At 55.8% G+C, this 13959-nt stretch carries 7 protein-coding genes and 1 pseudogene; 2 read left to right on the top strand and 6 right to left on the bottom strand.

Translation table 11 applies throughout. The annotated features are described in order from the left end of the window. Positions 1 to 361: 361 nt before the first annotated feature. From phoH to putP, 5 genes are all read right to left on the bottom strand, one after another. Positions 362 to 1150, bottom strand: a complete 789-nt coding sequence (phoH, locus tag F0Q32_RS01525; protein ID WP_188016809.1) for a phosphate starvation-inducible protein PhoH — start codon at positions 1148 to 1150, stop codon at positions 362 to 364. A 630-nt stretch (positions 1151 to 1780) separates the two neighbouring features. After that, positions 1781 to 3040 carry an iron uptake transporter deferrochelatase/peroxidase subunit gene (gene efeB / locus F0Q32_RS01520; protein ID WP_149461660.1) on the bottom strand — a complete coding sequence of 420 codons (1260 nt, stop codon included), beginning with the start codon at positions 3038 to 3040 and terminating at the stop codon, positions 1781 to 1783. 5 nt (positions 3041 to 3045) lie between these two features. After that, positions 3046 to 4161: an iron uptake system protein EfeO gene (gene efeO, locus F0Q32_RS01515; RefSeq protein ID WP_149461659.1), complete on the bottom strand. Its 1116-nt coding sequence runs from the start codon at positions 4159 to 4161 to the stop codon at positions 3046 to 3048. 35 nt (positions 4162 to 4196) lie between these two features. Further along, positions 4197 to 5030, bottom strand: a complete 834-nt coding sequence (gene efeU, locus F0Q32_RS01510; protein WP_149461658.1) for an iron uptake transporter permease EfeU — start codon at positions 5028 to 5030, stop codon at positions 4197 to 4199. Positions 5031 to 5276: 246 nt separating this feature from the next. Then, the gene (gene putP, locus F0Q32_RS01505) at positions 5277 to 6785 is read right to left on the bottom strand and encodes a sodium/proline symporter PutP (RefSeq protein WP_149461657.1); all 1509 of its coding nucleotides are present in this window, start codon (positions 6783 to 6785) and stop codon (positions 5277 to 5279) included. A gap of 419 nt (positions 6786 to 7204) precedes the next feature. On the opposite strand from putP, the gene putA reads away from it, so the two are divergent. Then, positions 7205 to 11167 carry a trifunctional transcriptional regulator/proline dehydrogenase/L-glutamate gamma-semialdehyde dehydrogenase gene (gene putA, locus F0Q32_RS01500; RefSeq protein WP_149461656.1) on the top strand — a complete coding sequence of 1321 codons (3963 nt, stop codon included), beginning with the start codon at positions 7205 to 7207 and terminating at the stop codon, positions 11165 to 11167. A 196-nt stretch (positions 11168 to 11363) separates the two neighbouring features. Here putA and lafU read toward each other — a convergent pair whose 3' ends face one another. Beyond that, the gene (gene lafU, locus F0Q32_RS01495) at positions 11364 to 12140 is read right to left on the bottom strand and encodes a putative lateral flagellar export/assembly protein LafU (RefSeq protein ID WP_188016808.1); all 777 of its coding nucleotides are present in this window, start codon (positions 12138 to 12140) and stop codon (positions 11364 to 11366) included. Between lafU and F0Q32_RS01490 the strand changes: the two are divergent. After that, a pseudogene (locus F0Q32_RS01490) lies at positions 12106 to 13824 on the top strand (flagellar biosynthesis protein FlhA); the annotation flags it as partial. The gene lafU and the pseudogene F0Q32_RS01490 overlap by 35 nt on opposite strands. Positions 13825 to 13959 lie beyond the last annotated feature (135 nt).

Raw genomic sequence — 13959 nt, 5'->3', positions numbered from 1 at the left:
CGGGGTGAGAAGCCCGGACCCGGATTCGACAACTGGCGTAGCCAGTTGGACAGACCGCGAACGCAGTGAACGGGCTGCCCGCAGGGCGAGCGCAGCGAGTCAATCCCCGCCTCACCGCCATATTCTAAGAAAAGCTCGTACGAAAGTACGGGCTTTTTTTGCCTGTTGCTTCGGCGCTGTGTGCTTCCCTCACCCCATCCCTCTCCCACGGGGAGAGGGAGAAAACCGCACAACCCTAACCATTGGCACGGACGGTCCCCTCTCCCTTGAGGGAGAGGGTTAGGGTGAGGGAACAAATACCGCACCACACCCAAAAACACCAAAGCCCGGTTACCCGGGCTTTGCCACAAACCTCACCGCATCAGTAATACGCTTTCAGCGTTCGCTGGCACAGCGCCGAGCGCACGCAATCCTCTTTGGTAAAGCGCACCACCCCAACCATCTCATCTTCGTCAAAACGTTCAAGCGCATCGCTTAACCCCGATAATACGCCGCGCGGCAAATCACACTGGGTGATATCGCCGTTGACGATAACCGTCACGTTTTCCCCGAGGCGCGTCAAAAACATCTTCATTTGCGCAGCGGTGACGTTCTGGGCCTCGTCGAGAATGACCACCGCATTTTCAAATGTACGTCCGCGCATATAGGCGAACGGCGCGATTTCCACCTTGCCGATTTCCGGGCGCAGGCAGTACTGCATAAAGGACGCCCCTAACCGTCTCACCAGCACGTCATAAACGGGCCGGAAGTAAGGCGCGAACTTCTCAGAGATATCGCCAGGCAAGAAGCCGAGGTCTTCATCGGCCTGCAACACCGGACGGGTAACGATTATCCTCTCCACATCCTTATGAATCAGAGCTTCAGCCGCTTTTGCCGCACTTATCCAGGTTTTCCCGCAGCCTGCTTCGCCGGTGGCGAAGATCAGCTGTTTGCTTTCAATCGCATTCAAATAATGCGCCTGAGCGTCATTGCGGGCCTTAATCGGCGAATTATCGCGGCTGTCCCGCGCCATGCCGATAGATTCCACGCCACTCATCTGCACAAGCGAGGTGACCGATTCTTCTTCACGCTGTTTATGGCTGCGTGAATCCCGTCTCAGCACACGTTTTGCTTCACGACGAGCTTTAGTCACTGCTTTTTGTCTTCCCATGGATAGCACCTTGAGTTGTAGGTTTACATCACACGTGCCGTTGGCAGCACGATTATGCGCACGAACGTCTGAGGTTTGGCTTCCTTGTAAGCCATTGCTTGCCTGTCGAACTGACGTGAAAGCACGACTACGCGCATCGCGTTCCACATCGGGTAAGAGAGTGTTGGTTTCAGAGTGAGAGATTTTTGAGGTGACGAAATCGCTGCCGGAAGCTGAACCTCCGCGCGGAGTGGTGCGGTGACTGTTTTTACCTTGTCCGATAAAGGACGCTACCATTCGCGATCTCCATAGTGAGCTACATCACAACCGGGAACTACCGCTACTACTTATTAAATACATCATAAATAATTAAGAATGCAATTTAAATTTTACCTAAAAGTAACAAATTAGACCCCATACGTTCACAGACAGTCTCTTCTATTTATATTACAGAATTATATCAATGGGATAGAAACAAGAAAAAAAAGTGGATACACCACCTACCCAAAGAGGTAGGTGTTTTTCAGATTATTGACAACGTGCGCCTGGTTAATGCCGGATGTGGCGTAAACACCTTATCCGGCCTACAAATTTTTGCAGGCATTTTGTAGGCCTGATAAGCGCAGCGCCATCAGGCAAGTTTGGCATGGTTCAGGCTTCAAGTAACGTTTGCCCAAGATAGGATGCCGATGACGGCACACCCGGCAGCACGAAGAAGTAGCCGCCGCCGATGGGTTTAACATACTCCTCAAGCGCTTCACCATTCAGCCGTTTCTGTACCGTGAGAAATCCCTTTTCCAGATCGTGCTGATAGCAGACAAATAACAGCCCCATATCCAGTTGCCCCGAATTGGTCACGCCGAGAGAATAGCTGTATCCCCGACGCATCATCAGGCTGGACTGTGTTTCAGTGGTACGCGGGTTAGCCAGCCGGATATGACTATCCAGCGCAATCACCTCACCGTCCGGGTCGCGACTATAATCGGGTACATCATGCTCATGCTGCATACCGAGCGGCGCACCACTCTGCTTATCGCGGCCAAAAATAGTCTGCTGTTCTTTGAGTGGCGTTCGATCCCAGAACTCGACGTGGAACTGAATGATGCGCACCGCCTGATACGAGCCCCCCGCTGCCCACGCGGGTTCCTGTTGATCCTTTGTCACCCACACCACGTTGTCCATCAGTGTGTTATCGCTGCTATCCGGGTTCGCGGTACCATCTTTAAACCCCAGCAGGTTAACCGGTGTCTCTTTACCTTTACTGCGTGCGGCGTGGTCAGAGATAAACCCTTCCCGCTTCCAGCGCACGCTCAGCAGATCCGGCGTGTGCTTGATGATGTCGCGCAGAGCGTGGATCACCGTGTCCTGCGTATTGGCGCAGATTTGCAGCAACAGGTCACCGTGGCATAACGCCGCATCCAATGAATCATTCGGAAAGCGCGTCATTTTTTGCAGCTTTTTCGGCGCATGCGCTGCCAGCCCGAAGCGCTCATCAAACAGTGACTGCCCGACCGATACGGTCATGGTCAGGTTATCCGGGGCAATCCACGCCCCAAGAATACCGGAATCCATCGGCGGCAAACGCGGATTTGGCGTCTCTGGCGCCGGTCCCCCCTCAGAGAGGAAGGCAATCCGCGTGGTCAGCAGACGCATCAAACGTTGCAGGTCAGCGCGATCGGAGGCCAGCACGTCAAACGCCACCAGCATCATCGATGCCTGCTGCGGTGTTAGCACGCCCGCCTGATGCACGCCATAAAAAGGCTGTTTCTCATCGCGCCCGGTCACCGCTGGCGCAACGGCTTTCGCACCGTGCGCCACCGGGCAACCTGCCGCCAGCGCCAGCGCGCCTACGCCCTTCAGCCAGCGACGGCGTGAAGGTTCATTCACGCCGGTTTTATGTTGCTCTGCCATGATGCTTAATCCAGCCCCAAAATCCCGCGTAGCTGCGCTAAATCTTCCGCCAGAGTGGTGATTGGCCCCTTCAACGCGTTGCGATCCGCATCGGTCAGTTTGTCGTAGGTCTCAAAACCGTCTTTGGTGCGATATTTGGCGAGGATCGCATCGACTTTCTTAAAGTTGGCATCCACTTTCACCAGCAGCGCACTGTTCTCTTTTTGCAGTTGTGGGCGCAGCAGATCAACAATCTTCTGCGCGCCATCAATGTTGGCCTGGAAATCCCACAGGTCGGTATGGCTGTAACGATCTTCCTCGCCGCTGATTTTGCTGGCGGCCACTTCTTCAATCAGCCCGGCAGCACCGCCGACCACTTTTGACGGCGGGAAGGCCAATTCTGCAATACGCTTTTGCAGGTCAACCACATCGCTGTAAAGCTGTTCGGCATACTTATCCATTCCTTTGGTGCTGTTGTCGCCAAAGAGTGCCTTCTCAAGACGGTGGAAGCCGGTGAATTTCGGGTCAGCGGCTTTCTGCTCATAATCATCTTCACGGGCATCAATACTGCCGTCGAGGTCAGAGAACAGCTCTGCAATAGGTTCAATACGTTCGTAGTACTGACGCGTAGGTGCGTACAGGGATTTCGCTTTTTCGATATCCCCCGCTTTCACCGCATCGGTAAAGGCTTTAGTGGCTTTGACCAGCTCTGCGGTCTGTGCCGTCACATAGCTTTTATAGGCGGTAATCGCCTCGCCCAGGCTTAAAACCGCATCGGCTTTCGCTGCATCCTTCGTGGCTTCACCTTTAACAATCAGCTTGCCTTTCGGGTTGGTCAGCAGACCGCAGGTCATCTCATATTCACCCGGTTGCAGGTTGGCGGTCATTTTTTGCGTAAAGCCCGGCGCGATATTTTCACGCTCTTCCACCACCATCACGCCCTTGAGGATCTCCCACTCCAGCGCCTTCTGGCTATGGTTCTGAATGATAAACTGTGTTTTACCGGCATTGACGGTGAGCGTCATCGGCTCACACTGTTTGTCGTTTACCGTGACATTGACCTTCGGAATGTCAGCAGCCTGCGCAGAGAATGCGAGAGAGCACAGCGCGGCAAGCACGCTACGGCGAAAAATAGTGTTCATGGTCCATCCCTTTCAATGAGTAAAAGCCATTTGCCTTACGGGGCGATACGTGATGCTGCATTCGGCGCGCGCGCTGGCCAGAAAAAGAGCGCCAGCGCAGGCAGTAAATAGAGTAACCAGACCGCCACTTCACTGACGCTTGGCGCTTCCTGGTAGCCAAAAATGCCTTCCATTAATGTGCCAAACAGTGAGTGGGTGGTGAGCGTGCCGCTGAAATCAAACGCGACATCCTGGAAGTGGTTCCACAGCCCGGCTTCGTGGAACGCGCGAATAGCCCCGGCGGCAAGCCCTGCGGCAACCAGTAAAATAAACAGGCTGGTCCATTTGAAGAACGCACCAAGGTTCAGGCGAATGCCGCCCCAGTAGAGCAGGAAGCCCAGCACGACGGCGGTCGCCAGCCCCAGCACCGCGCCCAGCGGTGGCCAGATACCGAGATCCTGCTGGAATGCCGCCAGCAGAAAGAACACCGATTCCAGCCCTTCACGCGCCACGGCGAAAAAGACCATCATCACCAGCGCCCAGCCGTGGTGATTGCCCCGCGCCAGCGCGTTATCCACCGCCTGCTCCAGTTGCTGTTTTACGTTGCGCGACACTTTGCGCATCCAGAACACCATCCACGTGAGGATAACGACAGCAATGACCGCCACGATCCCTTCAAACAGTTCTTGTTCTTTTTGTGGGAACTCGCCGGTGGTTTCGTTGATAAAGATGCCCAGCCCAAGACAAAGCCCCGCGGCCAGAAATACGCCAATCCACATAACACCTATCAGGTCGCCACGCTGTGTGCGTTTCAAATAGCTGGCGATAAGGCTAACAATCAGCGCGGCTTCTAATCCTTCGCGCAGCATAATCAGGAAAGGCACAAACATACGAACGTCCTTAAATGTGAATCGCAGTCAACACATGCAAAGAAAAGTAAATGTGAGTGATAGCGATTATCATTACGCAAAGACGAAATTCAAGTGAAATATGTCGGAAATGATAAGCAAATGTAAAAGCAGTAAGATGTGCTGGCGGGAAAATTCGGATGATAAAATGCCGGATGCGGCTAACGCCTTATCCGGCCTACAAATTCTCCTGTAGGCCGGATAAGCGCAGCGCATCCGGCAACGTGTTTACTCCGCCTGTAAACGCGGCGGCGGTGCAGAATGGTAATGTGCGTCGGCTTCTTCGAAGCGTTTACGCATTGCCGCAGACGGTGCTTTATCCAGCAGGCTGAAGATAACAATACCCAGACTACCGAAGATAAAGCCCGGAATGATTTCGTACAGACCCAGCAGCTCGAAATGTTTCCAGACGATCACGGTTACCGCACCGATAATCATCCCCGCCAGCGCACCGTTACGTGTCATACGTGACCACAGTACCGAGAACAGCACCACCGGGCCAAACGCTGCACCAAAACCAGCCCAGGCATAGCTTACAAGGCCAAGCACGCGGTTTTCCGGGTTTGCTGCCAGCGCAATCGCCACCAGCGCCACCACCAGCACCATCAAACGCCCTACCCACACCAGCTCTTTCTGGCTGGCATTTTTACGCAGGAACGCTTTGTACAGATCTTCGGTAATCGCGCTGGAGCACACCAGCAACTGGCAGCTCAGGGTCGACATCACCGCCGCCAGGATTGCAGAAAGCAGAATACCGGCAATCCACGGATTAAACAGGATTTGCGCCAGTTCGATAAACACGCGTTCGGCGTTCTGGCTGACCGGGCCCGCAACTGCCGGGTTATTCTGGAAGTAGGCGATACCAAAGAAGCCAACCGCGACCGCACCCGCCAGACACAGGATCATCCAGGTCATACTGATACGACGCGCATGCACGATGCTGTGGTGGGAATCTGCCGCCATGAAACGCGCGAGAATGTGCGGCTGACCGAAGTAACCAAGCCCCCAGCCCATCAGGGAAATGATGGCGACAAAGTTCAGTCCTTTGAGCATATCGATATTCTCAATGCTCTTTTGCTTGATAACTTCAATCGAATCATCCAGGCCGCCCACGGCGAGGATAACCATTACTGGTGTCAGGATCAGCGCGAAAATCATCAGGCTGGCCTGTACGGTGTCGGTCCAGCTCACGGCCAGGAAGCCGCCGATAAAGGTGTAAATGATGGTCGCGGCAGCACCGGCCCACAGCGCCGTTTCATAACTCATGCCGAAGGTGCTTTCGAACAGACGCGCCCCTGCCACAATGCCAGACGCACAATAGATGGTGAAGAACAGCAGAATCACCAGCGCGGAGATAATACGCAGCACGCGGCTCTTATCTTCGAAACGTCCGGTAAAGTAATCCGGCAGCGTTAGCGCATTATTGTTGGCCTCGGTGTGGACACGTAAACGCCCCGCCACCAGTTTCCAGTTGATCCATGCGCCGACGGTCAGGCCGATAGCAATCCAGCTTTCCGAGATACCGGCGATAAAAATCGCACCTGGCAGGCCCATCAGCAGCCAGCCGCTCATATCCGACGCGCCCGCAGAAAGCGCGGTCACAAATGGCCCAAGACTTCGTCCCCCGAGGATATAATCATCGAAGTTTTTCGTCGATCGCCAGGCGAAAAACCCAATTAATATCATGCCAAAGATATAGACAAAAAAAGTCACCAGCATCGGTGTGCTTATATTCATTAAAACTCTCCAGATTTATTCGTCGACCCAATCCGACTTGTCGTTATTCCCTTACCGGAACGAGGTAAAGGCCTGTTCTGTTATTCAGGCGACCGTATCCTGACGGAAGCGAAGTTTTTTCACAAACGATTTAACACTGCATTCACATCGAATGCATCCCTGTCGTAATACCATTTTCCTATAGGTTGCACTCCCTCACGCTTTTTAGGGTTGCACCCTTTAGAACTGTTAACTAGCCCTCAAAATCAAGCTTTCGGATACATCGATTACATTCCATACCATCACTTTTTCTTTTAACAATAAATTCATTTCTCAGGTTGCAATTGATGTCACATTTAACACGGTTGCACAAAGTTGCAACATGGTAGATATTCTTGCTACGCCTAAAATATGACGACAAAACAACAGGAGTAGATGGCATGGGCACCACCACCATGGGTGTTAAGCTGGATGAAGCCACGCGCGAGCGAATTAAAAGTGCGGCCACACGAATTGATCGCACCCCACACTGGTTAATTAAACAGGCAATCTTTAATTATCTGGAAAAGCTGGAAAACGATGAAGTCTTGCCGGAATTGCCGGCACTGCTCGCCGGGGCTGCTAATGAAAGTGATGAAATCGTCACCGCCCAGGAAGAGTCACACCAGCCGTTCCTTGAGTTCGCCGAACAGATCCTGCCGCAGTCCGTGAGTCGTGCAGCCATCACTGCCGCCTGGCGCCGCAGCGAAACCGATGCGGTTCCCATGTTAATGGAGCAGGCGCGTCTGCCGGAAAATATCGCCGCTCAGGCTCACCAGCTGGCATGGAAACTGGCAGAAAAGCTGCGTAATCAAAAAACCGCCAGCGGACGCGCGGGCATGGTGCAGAGCCTGTTGCAGGAGTTTTCCCTCTCCTCTCAGGAAGGCGTGGCGCTGATGTGTCTGGCCGAAGCGCTGCTGCGTATTCCGGATAAAGCGACGCGTGACGCGCTGATCCGCGACAAAATCAGCAACGGCAACTGGCAGTCGCATATTGGCCGTAGCCCCTCGCTGTTTGTCAACGCGGCGACCTGGGGCCTGTTGTTTACCGGTAAACTGGTCTCTACGCACAATGAAGCCAGCCTTTCTCGCTCGCTCAACCGCATTATCGGTAAAAGCGGCGAACCGCTGATCCGCAAGGGCGTGGATATGGCGATGCGCCTGATGGGCGAGCAGTTCGTCACCGGGGAAACCATTGCCGAAGCGCTGGCCAATGCGCGTAAACTGGAAGAGAAAGGGTTCCGCTACTCTTATGACATGCTGGGCGAAGCGGCGCTGACCGCCGCCGATGCGCAAGCCTATATGGTCTCTTATCAACAGGCGATCCATGCGATTGGTAAAGCCTCTAACGGGCGCGGCATTTATGAAGGTCCGGGCATCTCGATTAAGCTTTCCGCCCTGCACCCGCGCTACAGCCGCGCACAATATGATCGTGTGATGGACGAACTCTATCCGCGCCTGAAATCGCTGACGTTGCTGGCGCGCCAGTACGATATCGGCATTAACATCGACGCTGAAGAAGCGGACCGTCTGGAGATCTCACTCGACCTGCTGGAAAAACTGTGCTTCGAGCCAGAACTGGCGGGCTGGAACGGCATTGGCTTTGTTATTCAGGCGTATCAGAAACGCTGCCCGTTCGTCATTGATTACCTGATTGACCTCGCCACCCGCAGCCGTCGTCGCCTGATGATTCGTCTGGTGAAAGGCGCATACTGGGACAGCGAAATCAAACGTGCGCAAATGGACGGACTGGAAGGTTACCCGGTTTATACCCGCAAGGTGTACACCGACGTCTCTTACCTCGCCTGTGCGAAGAAACTGCTGGGTGCGCCAAACCTGATTTATCCGCAGTTCGCCACCCACAACGCCCACACGCTGGCGGCCATTTATCAACTGGCCGGGCAGAACTACTATCCGGGTCAGTATGAGTTCCAGTGCCTGCACGGCATGGGTGAACCGCTGTACGAACAAGTGGTGGGTAAAGTCGCTGACGGCAAATTAAACCGTCCGTGCCGTATTTACGCCCCGGTGGGTACGCATGAAACGCTGCTGGCGTATCTGGTGCGTCGTCTGCTGGAAAACGGTGCTAACACCTCCTTCGTTAACCGTATCGCCGATACCACGCTACCGCTTGATGAACTGGTGGCCGATCCGGTTGAAGCCGTTGAGAAAATGGCCATTCAGGAAGGTGCTGCGGGGCTGCCGCATCCGAAAATTCCCCTGCCGCGCGATCTCTATGGAAAAGACCGCGCCAACTCGGCAGGCCTCGATCTCGCTAACGAACACCGACTGGCCTCGCTCTCTTCTTCGCTGCTGAACAGTGCGTTGCAGAAATGGCGTGCCCTGCCGATGCTGGAACACCCGGTCGTCGAAGGTGAAATGACGCCGCTGCTTAACCCGGCGGAGCCGAAAGATATCGTTGGCTACGTGCGCGAAGCCAGCGAAAACGAAGTGGAACAAGCGCTGACCAGCGCGGTGAACAATGCGCCCATCTGGTTTGCCACGCCGCCGCAGGAACGTGCCGCCATTCTGGAGCGCGCCGCCGTGTTGATGGAAGGCCAGATGCAGCAGTTAATTGGCATTCTGGTGCGTGAAGCCGGGAAAACCTTCAGCAACGCGATTGCCGAAGTGCGCGAAGCGGTCGATTTCCTGCACTATTACGCCGGTCAGGTACGTCATGATTTCGATAACGAAACTCACCGCCCGCTCGGCCCTGTGGTGTGTATCAGCCCGTGGAACTTCCCGCTGGCGATCTTTACCGGGCAAATTGCCGCCGCTCTCGCCGCGGGGAACAGCGTACTGGCAAAACCCGCCGAGCAAACGCCGCTGATTGCCGCACAGGGCATTGCCATTCTGCTGGAAGCCGGCGTACCGCCTGGCGTGGTGCAACTGCTACCGGGCCGTGGCGAAACCGTGGGCGCACAACTCACCTCTGACAACCGTGTACGTGGCGTGATGTTCACTGGCTCGACGGAAGTCGCTACCCTGCTGCAACGCAACATCGCCACCCGCCTGGATGCACAGGGTCGCCCGACGCCGCTTATCGCCGAGACGGGCGGGATGAACGCGATGATCGTCGACTCTTCCGCACTCACCGAGCAGGTTGTTGTGGATGTCGTCGCCTCCGCCTTCGACAGTGCGGGCCAGCGTTGTTCCGCCCTGCGTGTACTCTGCCTGCAGGACGATATCGCCGATCACACCCTCACTATGCTGCGCGGTGCGATGAGTGAATGCCGCATGGGCAACCCAGGCCGTCTGACCACCGACATCGGCCCGGTGATTGATGACGAAGCCAAAACCAATATCGAACGCCACATTCAGGCAATGCGCGCCAAAGGCCGCACCGTCTTCCAGGCGGCACGCGAAAACAGCGAGGACGCGCGCGAATGGCAGTCCGGTACCTTTGTTGCCCCGACGCTTATTGAGCTGGAAAGTTTTGATGAACTGAAGAAAGAAGTGTTCGGCCCGGTACTGCACGTGGTGCGTTACAACCGCAATAACCTGGACAAACTGATTGAGCAAATTAACGCCTCTGGCTACGGTTTGACGCTGGGCGTGCATACGCGCATCGACGAAACCATCGCACAGGTTACGGGTAGCGCGAAGGTCGGCAACCTGTACGTCAACCGTAACATGGTCGGCGCAGTGGTAGGCGTGCAACCTTTCGGTGGTGAAGGGTTATCCGGCACCGGCCCGAAAGCGGGCGGCCCGCTCTATCTCTATCGCCTGCTGACCAGCCGCCCGGAAACGGCGTTGGGCACGACGCTCGCACGTCATGACGCGGAATATCCGGTAGATGCACAATTGAAAGCGCTGCTGGAAAAACCGCTCACCGCGCTGAAGAACTGGGGCAACGGTAACGCCTCGCTGAGCGCGCTGTGCCAGCAGTATGGCGAACTGGCGCAAGCCGGAACCCAGCGCGTGCTGCCGGGCCCGACCGGTGAACGTAACACCTGGACGCTGATGCCGCGCGAGCGCGTACTTTGCGTCGCCGATGACGAGCAGGATGCGCTGACCCAACTGGCGGCCGTCATGGCTGTCGGTAGCGAAGTGCTGTGGCCGGATGCCCCACTCCAGCGCGAACTGGCGAAAAAGCTGCCGAAAGAGGTGAGCGAGCGTATTCGCTTCGCCAAAGCGGATGTGCTTATGAGCCAGTTCTTCGATGCGGTGATTTACCACGGCGATTCCGATCAACTGCGCAAACTGTGTGAACAGGTTGCGGCCCGCGACGGCGCGATTGTTTCAGTGCAGGGCTTTGCGCGCGGCGAAACGAATCTGCTGCTGGAACGCCTGTATCACGAACGTTCGCTGAGTGTGAACACCGCGGCGGCGGGTGGGAATGCGAGTCTGATGACGATTGGTTAAGTTGGTGCGGTATTTTCCCCCTCACCCTAACCCTCTCCCTCAAGGGAGAGGGAACTGACCGCGCCAGAGGTTAAGAATGTACGGTTTTTCCCTCTCCTTATGGGAGAGGGGACCGACCGCACCAAAGGTAAAATCTACGCGGTTTTCTCCCTCTCCCTACGGGAGAGGGTCGGGGTGAGGGGCACAGCGTGCACCATTACCCCCTCTTCTCCTCCCGCTTATCCAGCTTTTTCACCAACGGCTGCACCACCTTATCCCCATGCTGACCAAAATATTGATACAACGTATCGGACGCGCTTTTGGTGAGCACCATAATCTCAATGCGCCGGTTACCCGCGCTTTGCGGATTTTTGGCATCCAGCAGCATCTGGTCCGCCATCGCGCTTACCTGCATCACTTTATCTTCCGGCATCCCGGCCTCTTCCAGCACCCGACGAGCCGAAAGCGCGCGGTCACCCGAAAGGTTCCAGTTGTTGTAGATATTGCTTTTATAGGCCATCGCATCGGTATGCCCGGTAATAATAATTTTGTTGTCGAGCGAGTCGAATACCGGCGCGAGTTCCACCAGCAGCGTTTTAAAGAACGGCATAATCTTCGCGCTGCCGCGTTCAAACATATTGCGGTTCTGGTCATCTTTAATCAGCACGCGTAATCCCTGCGGAACAATCTCCATCTCCAGATTGGCTTCCATATGCGCATCGCGGGCGATGGTGTTGATACTGGTCGCCAGCTCGCCAAGCTCAGTGGCGGACTTCTTTTTCAGTAGCGCCGTTTTCTCGTTGACGTCGCGGGCTTTTTTCTCCGTCTCTTCCGGCACCGCCACGGTGGCAGGTTTCGGCGGATGCGTCGGGCTGATTTTATTTAACGGCGACAGCCCGCCGCCATTGAAAATCGACTGCCCGTGCAGCGCGGCGATAATGCTTTCACGCTCGGATTTACTGACGCTGTTGACAATCAACTTTATCGTCGTCACCAAAGGGGCCGAGCGTATTTCTGAGGTTTCTGCCCGCTTTACCCTGGACGCGATGCCCGGCAAACAGATGGCGATTGACGCCGATCTTAACGCCGGATTGATCAATCAGGCGCAGGCGCAGACCCGGCGTAAAGATGTTGCCAGCGAGGCCGATTTCTACGGCGCGATGGACGGGGCGTCGAAGTTTGTGCGCGGGGATGCCATCGCCGGGATGATGATTCTGGCGATCAACCTGATTGGCGGCGTCTGTATCGGGATCTTCAAATACAACCTGAGCGCCGATGCCGCCTTCCAGCAGTATGTGCTGATGACCATCGGCGACGGCCTGGTGGCGCAGATCCCTTCCCTGCTGCTCTCTACCGCGGCAGCGATTATCGTCACCCGTGTCAGCGACAACGGCGATATCGCCCATGACGTGCGCCACCAGCTGCTGGCAAGCCCGTCGGTGCTCTACACCGCCACCGGGATTATGTTTGTGCTGGCGGTAGTGCCGGGGATGCCGCATCTGCCGTTTTTGCTGTTCAGCGCCCTGCTTGGTTTTACCGGCTGGCGGATGAGCAAACGCCCGCAGGCGGCGGAGGCGGAAGAGAAAAGCCTCGAAACGCTAACCCGCACCATCACCGAAACCAGCGAGCAACAGGTCAGTTGGGAAACCATTCCGCTGATCGAGCCCATTAGTTTAAGCCTCGGTTACAAGCTGGTGGCGCTGGTGGACAAAGCGCAGGGTAATCCGCTCACCCAGCGGATTCGCGGCGTGCGGCAGGTGATTTCCGACGGCAACGGCGTGCTGCTGCCGGAGATCCGCATTCGCGAAAACTTCCGCCTCAAGCCCAGCCAGTACGCCATTTTCATCAACGGCATTAAGGCTGATGAAGCGGATATTCCGGCGGATAAACTGATGGCCCTGCCCTCCAGTGAAACCTACGGTGAGATTGACGGCGTGCTGGGGAACGACCCGGCGTACGGGATGCCGGTGACCTGGATTCAGCCCGCGCAGAAGGCGAAGGCGCTGAATATGGGGTATCAGGTGATCGACAGCGCCAGCGTAATTGCCACGCATGTGAATAAGATTGTGCGCAGCTATATTCCTGATTTGTTTAACTATGACGATATTACTCAGTTGCATAACCGTTTGTCGTCGATGGCACCGCGCCTGGCAGAGGATTTGAGTGCGGCGCTGAATTACAGCCAGTTGCTGAAAGTGTACCGGGCGCTGCTGACCGAAGGCGTTTCCCTGCGCGATATCGTCACCATCGCCACCGTGCTGGTCGCCAGTAGTACCGTCACCAAAGATCATATTCTGCTGGCGGCCGATGTGCGCCTGGCACTGCGGCGCAGCATTACCCATCCGTTCGTTCGCAAGCAGGAGCTGACGGTGTATACGCTGAATAATGAGCTGGAAAACCTGCTGACCAACGTGGTGAATCAGGCGCAACAGGCTGGCAAAGTGATGCTCGATAGCGTGCCGGTTGACCCGAATATGCTCAACCAGTTCCAGAGCACGATGCCGCAGGTGAAGGAGCAAATGAAAGCGGCGGGTAAAGACCCGGTGCTGCTGGTGCCGCCGCAGTTGCGCCCTTTGCTGGCGCGTTATGCGAGGTTGTTTGCGCCGGGGCTGCATGTGCTGTCGTATAACGAAGTGCCGGACGAGCTGGAGTTGAAGATTATGGGGGCGTTGAGTTGATGGGGGAGACTATATAAGGTCTCGGACTGTCCCCTCGCCCCTTTGGGGAGAGGGTTAGGGTGAGGGGAAAGTGCGCGCTGAGCCCCTCACCCCGGCCCTCTCCCCAAAGGGGCGAGGGAGAAAAACGTGTACGAC

It is taken from the genome of Pseudocitrobacter sp. 73 (assembly GCF_008369545.1).
Lineage (GTDB): Bacteria > Pseudomonadota > Gammaproteobacteria > Enterobacterales > Enterobacteriaceae > Pseudocitrobacter > Pseudocitrobacter vendiensis.
This window is presented reverse-complemented; position numbering and strand designations above follow the sequence as displayed.